The 17000-nt window shown below is 66.5% G+C and carries 14 protein-coding genes; 3 read left to right on the forward strand and 11 right to left on the reverse strand.

Annotated features, from left to right (window positions below; genetic code table 11):
• Window positions 1–24 precede the first annotated feature (24 nt).
• Window positions 25–810, forward strand: a complete 786-nt coding sequence (locus AC3WMU_RS13900) for a TIGR02594 family protein (protein ID WP_492282505.1) — start codon at window positions 25–27, stop codon at window positions 808–810.
• Window positions 811–853: 43 nt separating this feature from the next.
• On the opposite strand, the gene AC3WMU_RS13905 is transcribed toward AC3WMU_RS13900, so the two are convergent.
• The 8 genes from AC3WMU_RS13905 to gtdA are packed head-to-tail and all read right to left on the reverse strand — an operon-like array spanning window position 854 to window position 8531.
• Window positions 854–2029 (reverse strand): ABC transporter substrate-binding protein, encoded by a 1176-nt coding sequence (locus AC3WMU_RS13905; RefSeq protein ID WP_006222501.1) that lies wholly within the window; start codon window positions 2027–2029, stop codon window positions 854–856.
• A gap of 22 nt (window positions 2030–2051) precedes the next feature.
• Window positions 2052–3266 (reverse strand): 3-hydroxybenzoate 6-monooxygenase, encoded by a 1215-nt coding sequence (locus AC3WMU_RS13910; protein ID WP_492282506.1) that lies wholly within the window; start codon window positions 3264–3266, stop codon window positions 2052–2054.
• Window positions 3267–3285: 19 nt separating this feature from the next.
• The gene (locus tag AC3WMU_RS13915; RefSeq protein WP_492282507.1) at window positions 3286–4638 is read right to left on the reverse strand and encodes an FAD-dependent oxidoreductase; all 1353 of its coding nucleotides are present in this window, start codon (window positions 4636–4638) and stop codon (window positions 3286–3288) included.
• A 26-nt stretch (window positions 4639–4664) separates the two neighbouring features.
• Complete coding sequence (locus tag AC3WMU_RS13920) at window positions 4665–5669, reverse strand: Bug family tripartite tricarboxylate transporter substrate binding protein (protein ID WP_492282508.1); 1005 nt, start codon at window positions 5667–5669, stop codon at window positions 4665–4667.
• The gene (locus tag AC3WMU_RS13925; protein ID WP_492282509.1) at window positions 5662–6039 is read right to left on the reverse strand and encodes a chorismate mutase; all 378 of its coding nucleotides are present in this window, start codon (window positions 6037–6039) and stop codon (window positions 5662–5664) included. Before AC3WMU_RS13925 ends, AC3WMU_RS13920 begins: the two co-directional genes overlap by 8 nt.
• An 8-nt stretch (window positions 6040–6047) precedes the next feature.
• Window positions 6048–6686 (reverse strand): maleylacetoacetate isomerase, encoded by a 639-nt coding sequence (gene maiA / locus AC3WMU_RS13930; protein ID WP_492282510.1) that lies wholly within the window; start codon window positions 6684–6686, stop codon window positions 6048–6050.
• A 16-nt stretch (window positions 6687–6702) separates the two neighbouring features.
• Entirely contained in the window at window positions 6703–7401 is a 699-nt protein-coding gene (locus tag AC3WMU_RS13935; protein WP_492282511.1) for a fumarylacetoacetate hydrolase family protein, read from the reverse strand.
• Window positions 7402–7454: 53 nt separating this feature from the next.
• A complete protein-coding gene (gtdA, locus tag AC3WMU_RS13940) occupies window positions 7455–8531 on the reverse strand; it encodes a gentisate 1,2-dioxygenase (RefSeq protein ID WP_492282512.1) in 1077 nt (358 codons plus the stop codon).
• A gap of 182 nt (window positions 8532–8713) precedes the next feature.
• On the opposite strand from gtdA, the gene AC3WMU_RS13945 reads away from it, so the two are divergent.
• The gene (locus tag AC3WMU_RS13945; RefSeq protein WP_006222493.1) at window positions 8714–9649 is read left to right on the forward strand and encodes a LysR family transcriptional regulator; all 936 of its coding nucleotides are present in this window, start codon (window positions 8714–8716) and stop codon (window positions 9647–9649) included.
• Window positions 9649–10194 carry a hypothetical protein gene (locus tag AC3WMU_RS13950; RefSeq protein WP_492282513.1) on the forward strand — a complete coding sequence of 182 codons (546 nt, stop codon included), beginning with the start codon at window positions 9649–9651 and terminating at the stop codon, window positions 10192–10194. The genes AC3WMU_RS13945 and AC3WMU_RS13950 overlap by 1 nt, the downstream gene beginning before the upstream one ends.
• A gap of 530 nt (window positions 10195–10724) precedes the next feature.
• Here AC3WMU_RS13950 and AC3WMU_RS13955 read toward each other — a convergent pair.
• From AC3WMU_RS13955 to AC3WMU_RS13965, 3 genes are all read right to left on the reverse strand, one after another.
• Window positions 10725–12203 (reverse strand): efflux transporter outer membrane subunit, encoded by a 1479-nt coding sequence (locus tag AC3WMU_RS13955; protein ID WP_006222491.1) that lies wholly within the window; start codon window positions 12201–12203, stop codon window positions 10725–10727.
• Between the two features lie 71 nt (window positions 12204–12274).
• A complete protein-coding gene (locus tag AC3WMU_RS13960; protein ID WP_006222490.1) occupies window positions 12275–15490 on the reverse strand; it encodes an efflux RND transporter permease subunit in 3216 nt (1071 codons plus the stop codon).
• A gap of 26 nt (window positions 15491–15516) precedes the next feature.
• Window positions 15517–16713, reverse strand: coding sequence for an efflux RND transporter periplasmic adaptor subunit (locus AC3WMU_RS13965; RefSeq protein ID WP_006222489.1), 1197 nt, complete (start codon window positions 16711–16713; stop codon window positions 15517–15519).
• Window positions 16714–17000 lie beyond the last annotated feature (287 nt).

The raw sequence follows: 17000 nt of genomic DNA on the forward strand, positions 1-17000 counted from the left end.
GTGAGAAGCCAAAGGAGAGAGACGATGCATCGAAGATCCATGCTAGTAGGAGGGGTCGGCGTGTTGGCTGCGGCGGCGGGAGTTGCGCGTCCGGCTGTCGCCAGTCCCTCGGGAATCGGCATCGACGAGCCGGTATTGTTTCCAGAAGGAAAGCCGGTGCCCAGCGTTGAGGAGATATTGGCCAGTATGCCCAGGTTCCAGGGAGGGCAGACCGCCTACGCGGAGGAGATCGAGAAGGGACGAAAGATCATGAGTGGGGCCGCGAGCAATGTTTCACCGATGGCCGTCGCCCAGTATTTTGCTTCGTTGCGGGGCGGTGAGTTAGACGCGCAATACGGGGCGAATGCGCACTTGTACGCCCAGGAATGGCCGGTGCGCGCGAATCCAGTGATCGTGGATTTTTTTAATGCCACGAGCAACCGGACACCCAACGGAGATGTAACGCCCTGGTGCGCGGCATTCGTGAACTGGTGCCTTATGCGCAGTGGAAGCGTCACGGGAACCAACAGCGCGGCTTCCGCCTCTTTTCGAAGCTGGAAAATTTCGACGACTGAGCCTCAATTGGGAGACTTGGTGGTCTTCCAACACAAAAAAGAGGCGGGTAAAGGCCATGTTGGATTTTTCGTCAGTCGGACGGCGAAAGGAACGTATGTACTGGGCGGCAACCAGATGCCATTGCAGGGGGCGCTTGCTCCGGGCACATACGAAGCCAGGAACACCGGAGAAGTGAATATCAAGCTCTTGCCTGATGATGGCAAAGACCTGAAATTGCACTCCTTCCGTACCGATGGTGGATTGCGCGGCAACTGATGCCAGGCAGGCCCGCTCACCCACACAGTGGGGCAGGCGTGTCCTACATCTTGCATTCCGCCGCGTGCACGTCAGTGTGGTCGCGGGCGAGTACCTTTTGGTTCTTGTAGACGAGCTTGCCGTCGGGGCCGGCTTCGATGTGCAGCAGGTACCAGTCCTGGATCGGGTGCTGGTTGGGGCCGAACTTGAATTTGCCGCGCACGGAGGGGAAGTCGGCGCGGCGCAGGGCGGTGCGGAAGTCGTCGGCGCGGCCGGTGACGTCGCCGTTGACGGCTTTGAGCGCCGAGGCGATCAGGTTGGCGGTGTCGTAGGCCTGGGCGGCGTAAGCGGTGGGCGGGCGTTTGTAGGCGTTGGTGAAGGCCTCGACAAAGTGCTTGTTCTGCGCGTTGTCCAGGTCGGCGCTCCACAGTGAGCTCAGATAGAAACCCTTGCTTGCGGTGCCGGTCGCGGCCAGCATGCGGTCGTCCATCGAGTAGATGGGCGTGATCATGCGGATCTTCTCGGACAGCCCCGAGTTGGCGAACTGCTTGGTCAGGTTGATGCCGGCGCCGCCGGGATGGAATTGGAAGATGGCGTCGGGGTTCAGCGAGCGGATGCGGGCGAGTTCCACCGAGAAGTCGGACTGGTCCAGCTTGGTATAGATCTCTTCGGCGATTTCGCCCTTGTAGGCGCGCTTGAAGCCGGCGACGGCGTCACGGCCGGCCTGGTAGTTGGGGGCCATGACGACGACGCGCTTGACGCCCAGTTCGTTGGCCGCCATGCCGGCGGTGTCCGCATAGGAGTCGTTCTGGAAGGCGACGGCAAAGTAGTTGGGGTTGCAGGCGCGGCCGGCATAGTTCGAGGGGCCCGCGTTCAGGCTCACGTAGAAGCCGCCGGCGTTCAGCACCGTGGGGCCGACGGCGGCCATGACGTTCGAGAAGTTGACGCCCGTGAAGAGCCTCACGCCGTCCTGCACCATCTTGTCGGCGATCTGCTTGGCGTTGGCGGGTTTGAGCGCATCGTCTTCGACGCGCACGTTGACGGGCACGCCGCCCAGCTTGCCGCCGCCTTCTTTCACGGCCAGCATGAAGGCGTCGCGCTCGTCCTCGCCGATGTAGCCGGCGGGGGTGGAAAGCGTGCCGATGAAACCGATGTCCACCGGCTTTTGCTGCGCGGCGGCCGCGGAGGCCACCAACGCCAGCAGGAGGGCGGCGGTGCCGCGGATGGGGGTCTTCTTCATGTTGTCTCCTCTTGTGCTCTTGTTATGTCGCCGCGAGGCAGTTCTCCACTTTCCAACCGTACAGCCACTGCAACGCGTCGTAGAACTGGGACTGGCTGCGGCCGGTCCACAGTTGGTTGCGCACGGTGCGTTCCACGCCCCGCGCGTGATACAGGCGGCCCATCTCCCGGGTGGACCAGACCACGCGCGCACTGCGCGGGATGCGGACCGATTCATACAGGCGGAAGGCTTCCTCCAGATCATGGCCGCAGTGGCGCACGGCTTCACCCAGCGTCACGGCGTCTTCCAGTGCCATGCATGCGCCCTGGGCCATGTATTGCGTCATGGGGTGGGCGGCGTCGCCCACCAGCGTCACGCGGCCCTGGCCCCAGTGCTCGACGGGTTCGCGGTCGGCGGTGGCCCAGCGCTTCCACGACGTGGGGCGGTCCAGCATCTGGTGCGGGCGCGGATGGATACCCTGGAAGTACGACAGCACCTCTTCCTTGCTGCCTTCGCGCACGCCCCATTCTTCTTGTTCGCGGCTGTGAAACGTGACGACCAGGTTGTATTGCTGGCCGCCGCGCAAGGGGTAGTGCACCAGGTGGCAGTGCGGGCCGGCCCACAGCACGGGTGCGTTGATGCGCAGTTCTTCGGGCATGTTGTCGCGTTCGACCACTGCCCGGTAGACGACGTGGCCGGTCACGCGTGCGGGATCGCCGACCGTGCGTTCACGGATCACCGACTTGACGCCGTCCGCGCCCACGATGGCGTCCGCCCGGTAACGGTTGCCATCCGTGTCCACGACCTCGACGCCGTTGCCGTCTTGCGACATGCCGGCGATCTGGGTAGACGTGCGAAAGCGGATCAGCGGGTTCTGCTGCACGGCTTCCAGGATGGACAGGTGGATGTCTGCGCGATGGATCACGGCATACGGGCCGCCGAAGCGCGCGCGGAACGCGTCGCCCGTGTCGATGCGCACCACTTCCCGGGCATCCACCGCGTCCATCATGATGATGTGATCGGTGAAGACCGCACGGGTGCGCGCCGTCTGGCCCACGCCCAGGGCGTCCAGTGCGGCGAAGGCGTTCGGGCCCAATTGGATGCCCGCGCCGATCTCGCCAATGTGCGCGGCCTGTTCCAGCAGTTGCACCGCGATGCCTTGGCGGGTCAGCGCCAGCGCGGCAGCCAGGCCGCCGATGCCGCCGCCCACCACGATGACGGACCGGGCCGCTTGAGTGCTTGTCTTGGACGTGTTCATGATTGTTGTCCGCGCCCCGTCATTCCTGGCCGCCAAGGAAGGCGCCCTGGCGCGTCAACTGGGCCTGCAAGGCGGAAACGGGCACATCGGCAGGCGCGATGCCGGCGCGCAGCGCCATGGCCGCAGCCGTGCCTGCGGCTTCGCCCATCACGAAGCAGCTGCCGCTGACGCGCGCGGCCGACTGGCCCTCGTGCGTCATCGAGGCGCAGCGGCCGGCCACCAGCACGTTGTCGGCCACGCCGGGGCCGCGCTTGGGGACCATCATCCGGAACGGCAGCTGGTTGTAGCCCCGCGATTCGGGAATGGGTGGCCACACCCATTGCACGTCACCCGCCGTGTGCATCTCCAAGGGCCAGCCATTCACGCCGATGCTGTCTTCGAAATCGGCGCAGCCCAGCACGTGTTCCTTGGTCAATACCGCTTCGCCCACGATGCGGCGCGTTTCACGGATGCCGAGTTGCGGGGCGATGTCCAGTACATACGCGTTCTCAAAGCCCGGCACCTTGGCGCGCAGGAAGCCCAGGTATTGCATGATCTGTCGGCGGCCTTCCAGCTCTCCGGCGGACAGCGACCCGGCATGGGTGCCATCGGCCGCGCTGCCGTCGGCGTTGGCCAGCTGCGTGACGTTCACGCGCCATTCGTAATCGTGCTTTTGCGGACGCACGATGGCGCCCCGGCGAGGGAATGTGAATTCGCCGCTGGCCGCGGCCTGGTCCATCAGGAGGGGGATGGTCTTCCAGGCTTCCTGTGCGCGCGCGCCGTCCACGTTGCCCACCTTGAACATCAGGGTGGGGTAGAGCATGTGGCCGTGTTCGTCGCCTTTTTCGAACGGCAACCCGCCCCATTGCGCGATGTCGGCATCGCCCGAGCAGTCGATGAACACGCGGGCGCGCACGGCGCAGCGGCCCGACTTGGTCTCCAGGAACAAGGCGTCTACGCGGCCGTCCTCGGCGCGTGCAAGGCCGGTGGCCAGGGCATGGAACAGCACGTGCGCCCCGCTGTCCTGCACCAGGCCGTCGGCCGCGCACTTGAATGCCGAGATGTCGTAGGCCTGAGCGTGGATCTTGCCCAGGATCAGATGCGGATCATTCAGCCCGTCCATGGCGCGCATGCGGTCCAGCAGGTCGTCGGTCATGCCGTGCACGACCTGGCGGATGTCGCCGTGGATGTTGGCGTGCAGCCCGCAGAAGTTCGACACGCCTGCCGCTGTGCCCATGCCGCCCAGGAAGCCGTAGCGTTCCACCAGCAATACGCTGGCGCCATTGCGGGCGGCGCTGGTGGCGGCCAGCACGCCGGCCGGGCCGCCGCCCAGCACCACGACGTCGTATTCGCCGTAGAGCGGGATCTGGCGGGCGGGTTCGTTGATCAGCATCTGATTCTCCTTGCTTGTCGTGCGTGTCACTGGCCTTTGATCCCCAGCTTCTTGATCAGGGGTTCCCAGCGCTTGAGCTCGTCATCCATGTAGGCGCGGAACTCGGCAGGCGTGCTGCCGACGGGGTCCATGAACTGCGCTTGCAGGCGCTTGGCCACCTCGGGGTCGCGGATCGCCTGGATCAGCGCGTCGGACAGCTTCTTCTGGATGTCGGCCGGCACCTTGGACGACACCACGAAGCCGATCCACGCGGATCCCTCGATGCCCGGCACGCCTACTTCGGCAAAGGTCGGGATATCGGGCAGCAGCGCGGAGCGTTTGGACGAGGTGACTGCCAAGGCCTTCAGCCGGCCGTCTTTCACCATCGGCATGACGGCAATGGGCGGCAGCGCCGCGAATTGCGTGTCGCCCGACAGCAACGAGGTCAGGGCGGCGGGCGACGAGGGGTAAGGCACATGCGTGGCGCGCGCGCCGATCTGCTGCAACAGCAGTTCGACGGCCAGGTGGGACACCGTGCCCGCGCCGGGCGACGGGAAGTTGTACTTGTCCGGGTTCTGCTTCAGCGCATCCAGTAATTGGCTGACGTTGCCGATGCCGGCGGAGGCGGGCACGACCAGCACGTTGGGCTGGTGCACGGCCAGCGTCAGGGGCGACAGGTCGGTCGCCGGCGCGTACGGCAGCTTGTCGAACAGCAGCGTGTTGTTCACCAGCGGGCCCGTGATGGACACGCCGAAGGTGTAGCCGTCGGGCTTGGCGTTGGCGATGGCGAAGGTGCCGATATTGCCGCTGGCGCCGGGCTTGTTTTCAATGACGATGGTCTGGCCCAGGATGGCGCCGGCCTTTTCGCCGACGATGCGGGCGACCTGGTCGGGGCTGGAACCGGGACCGAAGGGCACGATGGCCTTGAGCGGTTGCGTGGGCCAGGCGTCGGCGGCCTGGGCTGCCGCCAGCGGCGCGGCCACGGCCAGCGCCAGCATCAGGGCGCGCGCCGCCGCGTGGCGGGCCAGCGTCAGCGGACGCGACTTATTCATGCGTGTCTCCCACGTCTTTCATGGTGGCGAAATAGGTTTGCTCGTTGGCGATGAAGGCGGCGACCATCGCCCGGTAGGTGGCGTCCACCACCTGCTCAAGATTGGCGAAACCGCGGTTGTGGCGTTCGGCCAGCGCGCGGGCCTTATCGAACACCTGGGCCTGGCGTGCGGGCGCGCTGACCTGGAAGGCGTCGCGCTTGAAGCGCGCCGCGTCCTTGACGTACATGGCGCGCTCGGCAATCAGGCGCACGATCTCGTCGTCCAGCCGGTCGATGTTGGCGCGCACGTCGGCAAGGTTTTCGCACAGGGGCCGATAAGCTGGGTCGGTGTATTCGCGCAGCGGCGCGCCTTGGGTGTCGGGTTCTTGCATGGGCGTGGTCATTGGGTGTAGTCGGGCTGGCGCGCGGGCGCGGCGGCCTGGAACGCGGGCTGCGCGTTGCAGTGGTCGAAGATCCGCAGGATATGGGGGTAGGCAGACAGGTCGCAGCCCATGCGCTGCGCGTTGGCCACTTGCGGCACCAGGCAGCAATCGGCAAGCGTGGGCGCGTTGCCAAAGCAGTACGCGCCGTGCCCGTGGCGCGCCAGCAGTGCTTCGACGGCGGTCAGGCCTTCGCGGATCCAGTGGTGGTACCAGGCGGTCTTCTGCTCATCCGTGGCGCCCAGCACGTCCTGCAAATAACGCAGGATGCGCATGTTGTTCACGGGATGGATGTCGCAGGAAATGGCGTCGGACAGTTCCAGCACGCGGGCACGCGTCAGCGTATCGGCCGGGATCAGGCGGGGCTCGGGATGCGTGGCATCCAGGTAGTCGACGATGGCGAGCGATTGCGACAACTGCGTGTCGCCATCGATCAGCAGCGGCACGCCCGCCGACGGGTTCTTGGCCACATATTCCGCGGCGCGCTGCTCCTGCTTGCGCAGGTTCACGGGCAGGTATTCGTAAGGCAGGCCCTTGAGCGCCAGCGCGATGCGCACGCGGTAGGACGTGGAGCTATTGAAGAAGCTGTGGAGTTGCATGCGGGTTCCTGGAAGGTTAGACCATGCGTACGCTGAGCGTGCCCAGGCCGTCGACGCCGCCGACCATCGTGTCGCCGCGCACGACGGGGCCCACGCCTTCCGGCGTGCCGGTGTAGATCAGGTCGCCCGCTTCCAGGCGGAAGTACTTGGACAGGTAGGCGATGGTCTCGGCGACGGACCAGATCAGCTTGCCGATGTCGCTGCGTTGCTTGTCCGCGCCATTGACCTGTAGCCAGATGGCGGCCTGGCCGATGCCGTCGACCGACGCGGCCGGGTGCAGCGGCCCGATGGGCGCGCTCTGGTCGAAAGCCTTGCCCAGTTCCCACGGGCGGCCGGCTTCGCGCATTTTCATCTGCAGGTCGCGCCGCGTCATGTCCAGGCCTATGGCGTAGCCCCAGACGTGCTGCAACGCGTTATCCACCGTGATGTTGGCGCCGCCCTTGCCGATGGCCGCGACCAGTTCAATCTCGTAATGCAGGTTGGCGGTCTCGGGCGGGTAGGGCAGGTCCAGCGTCTGACCGTCGGCCACCGGAACGACGGCGTCGGCGGGCTTGCAGAAGAAGAACGGCGGTTCGCGGTCGGGATCGAAGCCCATCTCCCGGGCATGGGCGGCGTAGTTGCGGCCCACGCAGTAAACGCGGCGAACCGGGAAGGCGTCCTGGCTGCCGGCGATGGGCACGGCGACGGGGGCGGCGGGAGCAAACACGAAAGGCATGAATCACCCTTGAAAGAGGGAAGGGAAAGCGGAAAGTGGCGGGGGCCGCGGGCTCAGGCGATGCGTTCTTCGCGCCACAGGCCCAGCGCGTCCTGCACCGGGCGGTCGGAATAGCTGAAGAGCGTGGCGTCTTCCAGCGCGGCCAGTTGCATGGGCAGCCAGGAGGGGGCCACGAAGACGTCGCGTGGACCGAAGTGGAATTCCTGGTCACCGATGCGCGCCGTGCCGCGGCCTTCCACCACGCTGTAGACGGTGGAGTCGGTGCTGCGATAGGTCTTGCCCTGGAAGCCGGCGGGCAGCAGCTGCATGAAGGTCGCCATCGTCGGCATGGGGTAGCCGCCCGTGGCCGGATTCAGGTAGCGCAGCTTCACGCCGTCCCAGGGATCCAGTTCACCGTGGCGGTACAGCGCGTCCAGCGCTTCGCGGCTGCGTTCGTAGGGGTAGTTGAAGATGGGCGACGTGCCGCTCGCCGCGTGATGGCGCACCGGCGCCATGTTGTGGCCGAAGCGGGCCATGCTGTCGCCTTCGGGCCGCGTGACGGGCTGGGTGGCCTGCGGGTAGTTCTCGGCAAAACCGGCGTCCAGGAAGCGCAGCAGCGGAATGTCCAGGCCGTCCAGCCACACCACGGGTTCGCCGCCCTCGGTGGTTTCGGCGTTGCCGTGGTCGTGCCAGGTCCAGGACGGCGTGATGATGAAGTCGCCGGGGTGCATGGTGGTGCGCTCGCCATTGACGGCCGTATAGGCGCCGCGTCCTTCCACGATGAAGCGCAGCGCGGACTGCGTGTGGCGGTGGCTGGGCGCGATTTCGCCGGGCAGGATCAGTTGCAGGCCGGCATACAGGCTTTGCGTGATGCTGGCTTGTCCCGGCAGGCCGGGGTTCTCCAGGATCAGGACGCGGCGCACGGCTTCTTCGGCCGTGATCAGTGATCCCGACGCCATGACGTCGTCGCGCACGTCGTCGTATTTCCAGAGGGCAGGCACGCAGCGCGGGGCAGGCTGGCGGGGCACCAGGTTGTGCAGCGACTCCCACAGGGGAGCCATGTGTTTTTTGGCGATGCGCGCGTAATAGGCGGCGCGATCTGCGGCACGGTCGGCGGCATGATCGGCGCCGGCGGTGTGGCCGTCGGGCATGGTTGTCTCCAGTATGTCCGGCTGATGCCGGCTTCTACGGGTGGCCGCCGCGTGGGTCGCGGCTGGTCCGGATATGGAGACGATTATGCGTAAGCAGCTATGTGTTTAATAATGAAATTATCTTATTATCCATACGAATAACAATATACATACGAGACAACCTCCTCTCGGCGAGGACCCGCATGGACTGGACCCACCGCCTGCGGCTGCGCAATCTGAAGATGCTGCTGAGCCTGGCGCAGACCCGCAACATCAGCCATTCGGCCGCGATGCTCAACACCACGCAGCCGGGTTTGTCCAAGTGGCTGAAAGATCTGGAAGACGATATCGGCCTGCCGCTGTTCGAGCGCCATGCGCGCGGCCTGCGCCCCACCCCGCACGGCGACGTGCTGATCGCCCACGCCCAGCGCGTGGAATCACAACTGGACCGCGCCAGCGCCGACATGGCCGCGTTGCGTGAAGGCGGCGGCGGCCGGGTGGTGATCGGCGCGTCCGGCGCGTCGGCGTCAGATACGGTGCCGCTGGCGGTGATGAAGCTGCTGGAACGCATGCCGCAGGCGCGCGTGAAGCTGGTGGAGGGCACGACGGACCGCCTCCTGGCGCAACTGGCCCAAGGCGACCTGGACATCGTGGTGGGCCGCTCGGCGCCCGAGCATCACGACCCGGCGATCCGCTTCGAGGCGCTGTACCTGGAACCCATTCATCTGGTGGCGCGCCCGCGCCATCCGCTCTTCTCTATCGAGCAGCCCAGCTGGCAGGACCTGCTGTCTTACCGGTGGATCCTGTGGCCCAAGGGCACGCCCATCCGCAACGCGGTGGACGCCGCGTTGGCGGCCGCCGGGCAGGCGCCGCCGCCGGACCATGTGGAGTCGAACTCGGTGACGATCAACCTGACGCTGATCAACAACAGCGACATGATCGGCGTGGCCTCGCACCGCGCGGCGCTGCGGTTTTCGCAGATGCGGGCGATGCGGATCATTCCGGTGCGCTTGTCCGGTTTCGGCTCGGTGGCGATGTATTGGCGCGAAGACGCCTTCAGGCCGCTGGCGGTGCAGGAAGCGATGGCAGCCTTGCGCAATACGGTGGCGGAACATGCGCCGGGCGTGACGAGGCTGTGATGCCATCCTCCGACGCGGGCCTGAATGCGTTGATCGCGCAGTGCCGCCGGGTGGAGGCTGCGCTGGCCGGAAGCCCGGACCCGTCCGCGTCCGTGGCCATGCATCGGTTCGTGGCCGATATGGATGCCAGACGGATCCCGCCAGGGATGTGGTCGCCGTTGGCGTTGTCGGTACTGGTGATGACGGGCGGGTTGGGCGTCGGCATCGAAGTGCTTAGCCTGGTGCTGCGCGCCGTGGGCTCGGCCTGGGCGGCGTTCGCGCTGGTGGCGGTGTGCGCGGGGACGGCGCTGGCGTTGTCGATCGCGGTGGTGATGCTGATGGCAGGACGGTCGGCGGGGCTGGTGATCGTGAAGTGGCTGGCGATCGGGTTGGTGACCGTGGGCGGTCTCGGCGTGATTGCCTGGACGCAGGGGGATGTGAGGGCAGTGGGGCCTGTCGTGGCGTTGCTAGGGGGGTTAGGGGCCTGGTTGGTGGCCAATAGTGGGGGGTTTTTTGTGTTTGTGGGGTATCGGGTGGCGCGGCGGTATCTGGATCTTCGGAAGTAGGTTTTGGGTTCTTGAGGCGCCCGGCGCGGCGGCGGCCTGCGGTGCGCGGGTCAACGATTGCGGTCCGGAGCCTTCGCTCCGGACTTCCCCGTCGTCATCTTCGTTGTTGCCTGCGGCAACAGCCTTCAGATTCCCTCGGGCGCATCGACTCCCCGCGCACCGCAGGCCACCGCCGCGCCGGGCTCGGTCAGCTGCCATTTACTGGTTGCCGGGGAGAGCGGGGTGCTTGCGGTTCTTGGTACCGGCGGGGTGGGGTGGAGGGTCTTGCGGGGCCCGCCGCCCGGCCGGCCGCGCGGGCGGCCTTCGGGGGCTTACGCGGTGTCTTGCGTCGACGGGTGATGCTGCGCGTGTGGGGTGCACTTCGCTGCGCGTTCGTAGGATGGGTGGAGTGCGGGCCTGTCTGCCTACGAACACGGATGCATGCCGCACGTAACCCATCGTCGATGCATGGCGATGCCGGTGCTTCGACGATGGGTTACGCGCGATGGGCAGTCGCGCACAGGTGTAGCGCATTGCGCGCTACACCCATCCTACTTGGCTGCTACCGTTTCCGGCGGGACGGGGTTTTCCCAGCCGCCGCCGATGGCGCGGATCAGTTCCACGGCGGATCTTGCCTGCTCGCCGCTCAGCTGCACGGCCACGCGTTGTTGCAGCAGGACGCTGCGGTCGGCTTCGATCACGTCCAGATAGCTGATCGAGCCTTCGCGGTATTGCGTGTGCGACAGTTTGGCGGCGCGGGCCGAGGCTTCGACGGCGGCGTCTTGGGCCTTGGTCTGGTCTGCCAGGATGCGCAGGTTGGCCAGGTTGTCTTCGACTTCGCGGAAGGCGTTCAGCACGGTTTGGCGGTAGACGGCGACGTCTTCCTCGTAGACGGCGCGGGCGCGGTCCAGGCCGGCTTGGCGGCGGCCGCCGTCGAAGATGGGCATGGACAGCGCGGCGCCGACCAGCGGGCCCAGCAGGAACGTGCGGCTGGACCACTGGAAGAGGTTGCCCAGGTCGGACGACTCGTAACCAAAGGCACCGGTGATGTCCAGGCGCGGGAAGAACGCAGACTTGGCGGCGCCGACGCGCGAGTTGGCGGCGGCCATGGCGCGTTCGGCGGCGGCGATGTCGGGGCGGCGTTCCAGCAGCGTGGACGGCAGGCCGGCCGGAATCGACAGCGCGACCTTCTGGATGGGCTGCGGCGGCATCGTGAAGTCGGACGGGGCGCGGCCCAGCAGCACGGCCAGCGCGTGTTCGGTCGTGGCGCGGCGGCGGTCGATGCCGAGTGCTTCCGATTGCGCGGAGGCAAGTTCGGCCTTGGCGCGCGCCAGGTCCAGTTCGCTGATGTCGCCGGCGTCGTAGCGGCGCTGGATCAGTTGCAGGGTGTCCGTGCGCAGCTTGACCGTCTGGTTGTACAGCTGCGATTCGGCGTCCTGTTCGCGCACCAGGAAGTACGTGGTGGCCACGTCGGCCTGCAAGGCCAGCAGCACCGAACGGTACAGCGCTTCGCTTTGCTGGGCGTCGGCGGTGGCGGCGTCGGCGGTGGATGCCACGCGGCCGAACAGGTCCGCTTCATACGACACCGCACCTTGGGCGCGCCACGTCGTCACCGGGCTGGTGGACGTGCCGTCGGGCAGGCCCTGCGAGACGGCCGACGGGCGTTGGCGGTTGGGGCCGAAGGCCGCATCCAGCGAGGGGAAGAAGCCGGCGCGGGCCTCGCGCTGCAGGGCACGCGACTGCGCCAGGCGGGCGGCAGCGGCCTGCAGGTTCTGGTTGGCGTGTTGCGCTTCGTCTTCCAGCTGGTTCAGGCCTTCATCGCCGAATACCTTCCACCAGGCGCCGCGCAGCGCGTCTTCCGACGGCTCGGCGGGCTTCCAGGTGCCGGCTTCGGAAGCGGGCAGGGCGGCTTCCTTGAATGCCGCCGGCGCGGCGGCAGACGGTTTTTCGTAAGTGGGGCCCACCGCGCAGCCGGCCAGCACGAGCAGGACGGCAAGCAAGGCGGAACCGCGGGTCAGTCTTTGGATCATGATGAATTCTCTTTGGCGCGCGCCCCGCCTGCTTGGGCGGGACGCGCTGGCTTCTCTTTCGTCTGCCGGCGTTACGCGTGAGTCTGCGTGGCGGGCGGTGCGTGCGGGTCGATGTGCGGCGCGCACTCCGGCGCTTCATGCGGGGCCGCCGAGTGCAGCGGCTTGCCGCCCAGCGAACGCAGCAGCACGTAGAACACCGGCGTCAGGAACAGGCCGAACAAGGTCACGCCCAACATCCCGAAGAACACGGCCACCCCCATGGCATGGCGCATTTCGGAACCGGCGCCAGACGACAGCACCAGCGGCACCACACCCATGATGAACGCGATGGAGGTCATCAGAATCGGGCGCAGACGCAGGCGGCTGGCTTCGATGGCGGCTTCCAGCGGCGTGCGGCCGCTCATCTCAAGTTCGCGGGCGAATTCCACGATCAGAATTGCGTTCTTCGCCGACAATCCCACCAGCACCATCAAGCCGATCTGCGTGAAGATGTTGTTGTCGTTGCCCGTCAGGTAGACGCCCGTCAGCGCGGCCAGGATGCTCATCGGCACGATCAGGATCACGGCCAGCGGCAGCGTCAGGCTTTCATACAGCGCGGCCAGCACCAGGAACACCAGCAGCACGCTGATGGGGAACACCCACAAGCCGGCATTGCCCGCCAGGATCTGCTGATACGTCAGGTCGGTCCATTCGAACTTCACCCCGCGCGGCAGCGTTTCGGCGGCGACGCGTTCGGCCGCGGCCTGCGCCTGGTCGGACGAGAAGCCGGGGGCCGGGCCGCCGTTGATGTCGGCGGCGGTGTAGCCGTTGTAGCGCACTACCATTTCAGGCCCGAAGGTCTGCTTGACGGTCACCAGCGACGACAGCGGCACCATGTCGCCCGCGGCATTGCGGGTCTTCAGCTGCAGGATGTCGTCGGCGTGCGCTCGGAACGGCGCATCGGCTTGCGCACGCACCTGGAACACCCGGCCGAAGCGGTTGAAGTCGTTCACATACATCGAACCCAGGTAGATCTGCATGGTGTCGAAGACTTCCGTCACCGGCACGCCCAACTGCTTGGCCTTCACGCGGTCCAGGTCCACATCCAGCTGCGGCACGTTGATCTCGTAGCTGGAGAACGACGGACCCAGTTCAGGCGTCTGGCGCGCTTTTTCCAGGAAGGCCTGCTTGGCCTTGTCCAGTTCGGCATAGCCGAGTGCGGCGCGGTCTTCCAGTTGCAGCTTGAAGCCGCCCAGCGTGCCCAGGCCCATCACGGGCGGGGGCGGAAACACGGCGATGAACGAGTCCTGGATAGCGGCGAACTTCTGGTTCAGCGACGCGGCGATGGCGTTACCCGAGAGCGCGGCGCCCTTGCGTTCATCAAAGGGCTTGAGCGTCACGAACACGATGCCGGCGCTGGAGCTGTTGGTGAAGCCGTTGATCGACAGGCCCGGGAACGCGATGGCGGATTGCACGCCGGGTTCCTTCAGGGCGATGTCGCTCATGCGGCGGATCACCGCTTCCGTGCGGTCCAGCGAGGCGCCGTTGGGCAACTGCGTGAAGCCGATCAGGTACTGCTTGTCCTGCGCCGGCACGAAGCCGCCAGGCACCAGGTACGACACGCCGATGGTCGCGGCCACCAGCACCGCGTACACGCCCATCGCGCCGGCCTTGCGGCGGATCACGCCGGACACGCCCGAGCCGTAGGACTCGGAGGCGCGGCCGAACATGTTGTTGAACCAGTTGAAGAAGCGGCCGAAGACGCGGTTCATGCCACGGGTCAGCCAGTCCTGCTTGTCGTGATGGCTCTTGAGCAGCAGGGCCGACAGGGCGGGCGACAGGGTCAGCGAGTTGAAGGCCGAGATCACCGTCGAAATGGCGATGGTCATGGCGAACTGCTTGTAGAACTGGCCGGTCAGGCCCGTCATGAAGGCCAGCGGCACGAACACGGCGCACAGCGTCAGCGCGATGGCGATGATGGGGCCGCTCACTTCGCGCATGGCTCGGTAGGTCGCGTCGCGTGGACTCAAGCCCGCCGCGATGTTGCGCTCGACGTTTTCCACCACCACGATCGCGTCATCCACCACGATCCCGATGGCAAGCACCATCCCGAACAGCGACAGGGCGTTGATGGAATAGCCGAACACCAGCAGCAGCGCGAACGTGCCCACGATGGAAACCGGCACCGCCAGCAGCGGGATGATGGACGCGCGCCAGGTCTGCAGGAACAGGATCACCACCAGCACCACCAGCGCAATGGCTTCCAGCAGCGTGTGCACCACGGCTTCGATACTGGACCGCACGAACTGCGTGGGGTCGTATTCGATGCGGTATTCCACGCCCGGCGGGAAGTCCTGCTCCAGTTCGGCCATCGCGGCGCGCACCTTGCTCGAGACGTCCAGCGCGTTGGCGCCCGGCGATTGCATGATGCCCATGCCCACCGCCTGCTTGTTGTCCAGGAGCGAACGCAGACCGTATTCCTGGGCGTCCAGCTCCACGCGGGCGACGTCGGACAAGTGCGTCACGGCGCCGTCGGGCGAGGTCTTCAGGATGATGTCGCGGAACTCTTCTTCGCTTTGCAGGCGGCCGCGCGCATTCACGTTCAGCTGCAGCGGTACGTCGCCTTGCGTGGGCGATGCGCCGATCACGCCGGCGGCGACCTGCACGTTCTGTTCGCGGATGGCGGCGACCACTTCGGACGCGGTCATGCCGCGCTGGGCGACCTTTTGCGGGTCCAGCCAGACGCGCATCGAGTAGTTGCCCGAACCCCACACCGTCACTTCGCCCACGCCCGTGATGCGGGCCAGGCGGTCCTTGACGTTAAGGATCGCGTAGTTGCGCAGGTAGGTGATGTCGTAGCGGTCATTGGGCGAGATCAAGTGCACGACCAGCGTCAGCGTGGGCGAGCTCTTGGCGGTGGTCACGCCCAGGCGCTGCACGTCCGGCGGCAGGCGCGGCAGCGCTTGCGACACGCGGTTCTGCACCAGCTGCTGCGCCTTGTCCGGGTCCACGCCCAGCTTGAAGTTGACCGTCAGCGTCAGGTTGCCGTCGCTGTTGGCCTGCGACTGCATGTACAGCATGTCTTCCACGCCGTTGATGGATTCTTCCAGCGGCGAGGCGACGGTTTCGGCGATGACCTTGGGGTTGGCGCCCGGATACTGCGCGCGCACCACCACCGACGGCGGCACGACTTCCGGGTATTCGGAAATGGGCAGCTGGAACATGGCCAACAGGCCCGCCAGCAGCACCAGGATGGACAACACGCCGGCGAAAATCGGCCGGTCGATGAAGAACTTTGAGATATTCATGAACGTTCTCTGTAGACGCGCAGGCCTTACTTCAGATCGGCTGCGGCGGTCTTGACCGGAGCGGCCTTGGCGGCAACCATGGGCACGACGGTCGGAGCCACGGCGTCGCCGGGGCGGATGCGTTGCAGGCCGTTGACGACGATGCGCTCACCGGCGGCAAGCCCCGAGTCCACGACGCGCAGGCCTTCCTGGTTGGCGCCCAGCTTCACTTGGCGGTAGATGGCGTGGTTCTTGTCGTCCAGCACCAGCACGTAGCGCTTGTCCTGGTCGGTGCCGATGGCGCGTTCGTCGATCAGCACGGCCGAACGCGGGTCGCTGCCGCCCAGGCGGACGCGGGCGTACAGGCCGGGCAGGAGCGAACCGTCGGCGTTGTCGAACTCGGCGCGCACGCGGATCGTGCCGGAGGTGGCGTCCAGGCGGTTGTCGACCGACTGCACGTAACCGGTGCGCGAATAGCCATCCTCGTTGGCCAGGCCCAGTTCGACCGGGACCGAGCCTGCCTTGCCGTTGCGGGCCGGGTTCACGTACTTGAGGAAGGTTTGTTCGTCCACGTCGAACGATGCGTACATCTTCGACACCGACACCAGCGTCGTCAGCGGCACCGACGTGGCGCCGGCGGCGACCACGTTGCCTACGGTGACTTCGGCGCGCGACACGCGGCCGGCCACCGGCGCTTCAATGCGCGTGTAGCCCAGGTTCAGCTTGGCGTAGTCCAGGGCGGCTTGCGCGCCCTGCAGGTTGGCGGCGGCTTCGCGCGAGGCGTTCTGCTTTTCCTCGAAGTCGCGGCGGGCGATGGCGTTGTCCGTCAGCAGGCGCTGGCCGCGGGCCAGTTCCGTGGCGGTGTACGACGCGCGGGCCTTGGCGGCCGTCAGGGCGGCGGCGGCGCGGTCCACTTCGGCCGCGTACGGGCGCGGGTCGATGGTGAAGAGCACGTCGCCCTTCTTCACGATGCTGCCGTCCTGGAAGTGCACGGCCGTCAGGGTGCCGGACACCAGCGGGCGGATGTCGACGCGGTCGATGGCTTCCAGGCGGCCGGAATAGCGCTGCCAGTCCACGATGGTCTTGCTGACGACTTCAGCCACCTCGACGGGCGTGGCGGCGGGGGCGCCTTGGGCCATGGCGACATTGCCGCCGGCAGGTCCCCGGGTCAGGGCATAGCCGCCTCCGGCCGCGAGTACGGCTGCAAAGACGACGAGCATAGCGATACGATTGCGCGAAACCATGATGTTTCCTTGAGTGGTATAGGGGCGAAAGCGCGCTTGTTTGAGCCTGGGGCGGAGGCGGCTCCGGCAGTCCGGGGCATGGCAGTCCTTAGCGTCCGCTGGATATATGCATATGCGGCAATGCAACATGCAACAGGGTTGCGTTTCCTAGGCAGGGCGCCTTGGCGGGGCGGGATCACTGCGGTGTCGGAAGCTGAGGATTGACATGCCCTGTGGAGGCGCCGGGAGGCAAGGGCACTTCAAGATGGTTTGCATTCTGAGTGTTTTGCGGGGCCGGATAAACCTTT

Source organism: Achromobacter sp. FW305-C-13, assembly GCF_058783475.1.

What these genes read in the sequence shown, in the direction of transcription:
- AC3WMU_RS13965 (WP_006222489.1), bottom strand. Translation starts at nt 16,713, where the DNA reads ATGGTTTCGCGCAATCGTATCGCTATGCTCGTCGTCTTTGCAGCCGTA.
- maiA (WP_492282510.1), bottom strand. Translation starts at nt 6,686, where the DNA reads ATGCAACTCCACAGCTTCTTCAATAGCTCCACGTCCTACCGCGTGCGC.
- AC3WMU_RS13910 (WP_492282506.1), bottom strand. Translation starts at nt 3,266, where the DNA reads ATGAACACGTCCAAGACAAGCACTCAAGCGGCCCGGTCCGTCATCGTG.
- AC3WMU_RS13915 (WP_492282507.1), bottom strand. Translation starts at nt 4,638, where the DNA reads ATGCTGATCAACGAACCCGCCCGCCAGATCCCGCTCTACGGCGAATAC.
- AC3WMU_RS13935 (WP_492282511.1), bottom strand. Translation starts at nt 7,401, where the DNA reads ATGCCTTTCGTGTTTGCTCCCGCCGCCCCCGTCGCCGTGCCCATCGCC.
- AC3WMU_RS13920 (WP_492282508.1), bottom strand. Translation starts at nt 5,669, where the DNA reads ATGAATAAGTCGCGTCCGCTGACGCTGGCCCGCCACGCGGCGGCGCGC.
- AC3WMU_RS13950 (WP_492282513.1), top strand. Translation starts at nt 9,649, where the DNA reads ATGCCATCCTCCGACGCGGGCCTGAATGCGTTGATCGCGCAGTGCCGC.
- gtdA (WP_492282512.1), bottom strand. Translation starts at nt 8,531, where the DNA reads ATGCCCGACGGCCACACCGCCGGCGCCGATCATGCCGCCGACCGTGCC.
- AC3WMU_RS13905 (WP_006222501.1), bottom strand. Translation starts at nt 2,029, where the DNA reads ATGAAGAAGACCCCCATCCGCGGCACCGCCGCCCTCCTGCTGGCGTTG.
- AC3WMU_RS13945 (WP_006222493.1), top strand. Translation starts at nt 8,714, where the DNA reads ATGGACTGGACCCACCGCCTGCGGCTGCGCAATCTGAAGATGCTGCTG.
- AC3WMU_RS13900 (WP_492282505.1), top strand. Translation starts at nt 25, where the DNA reads ATGCATCGAAGATCCATGCTAGTAGGAGGGGTCGGCGTGTTGGCTGCG.
- AC3WMU_RS13925 (WP_492282509.1), bottom strand. Translation starts at nt 6,039, where the DNA reads ATGCAAGAACCCGACACCCAAGGCGCGCCGCTGCGCGAATACACCGAC.
- AC3WMU_RS13960 (WP_006222490.1), bottom strand. Translation starts at nt 15,490, where the DNA reads ATGAATATCTCAAAGTTCTTCATCGACCGGCCGATTTTCGCCGGCGTG.
- AC3WMU_RS13955 (WP_006222491.1), bottom strand. Translation starts at nt 12,203, where the DNA reads ATGATCCAAAGACTGACCCGCGGTTCCGCCTTGCTTGCCGTCCTGCTC.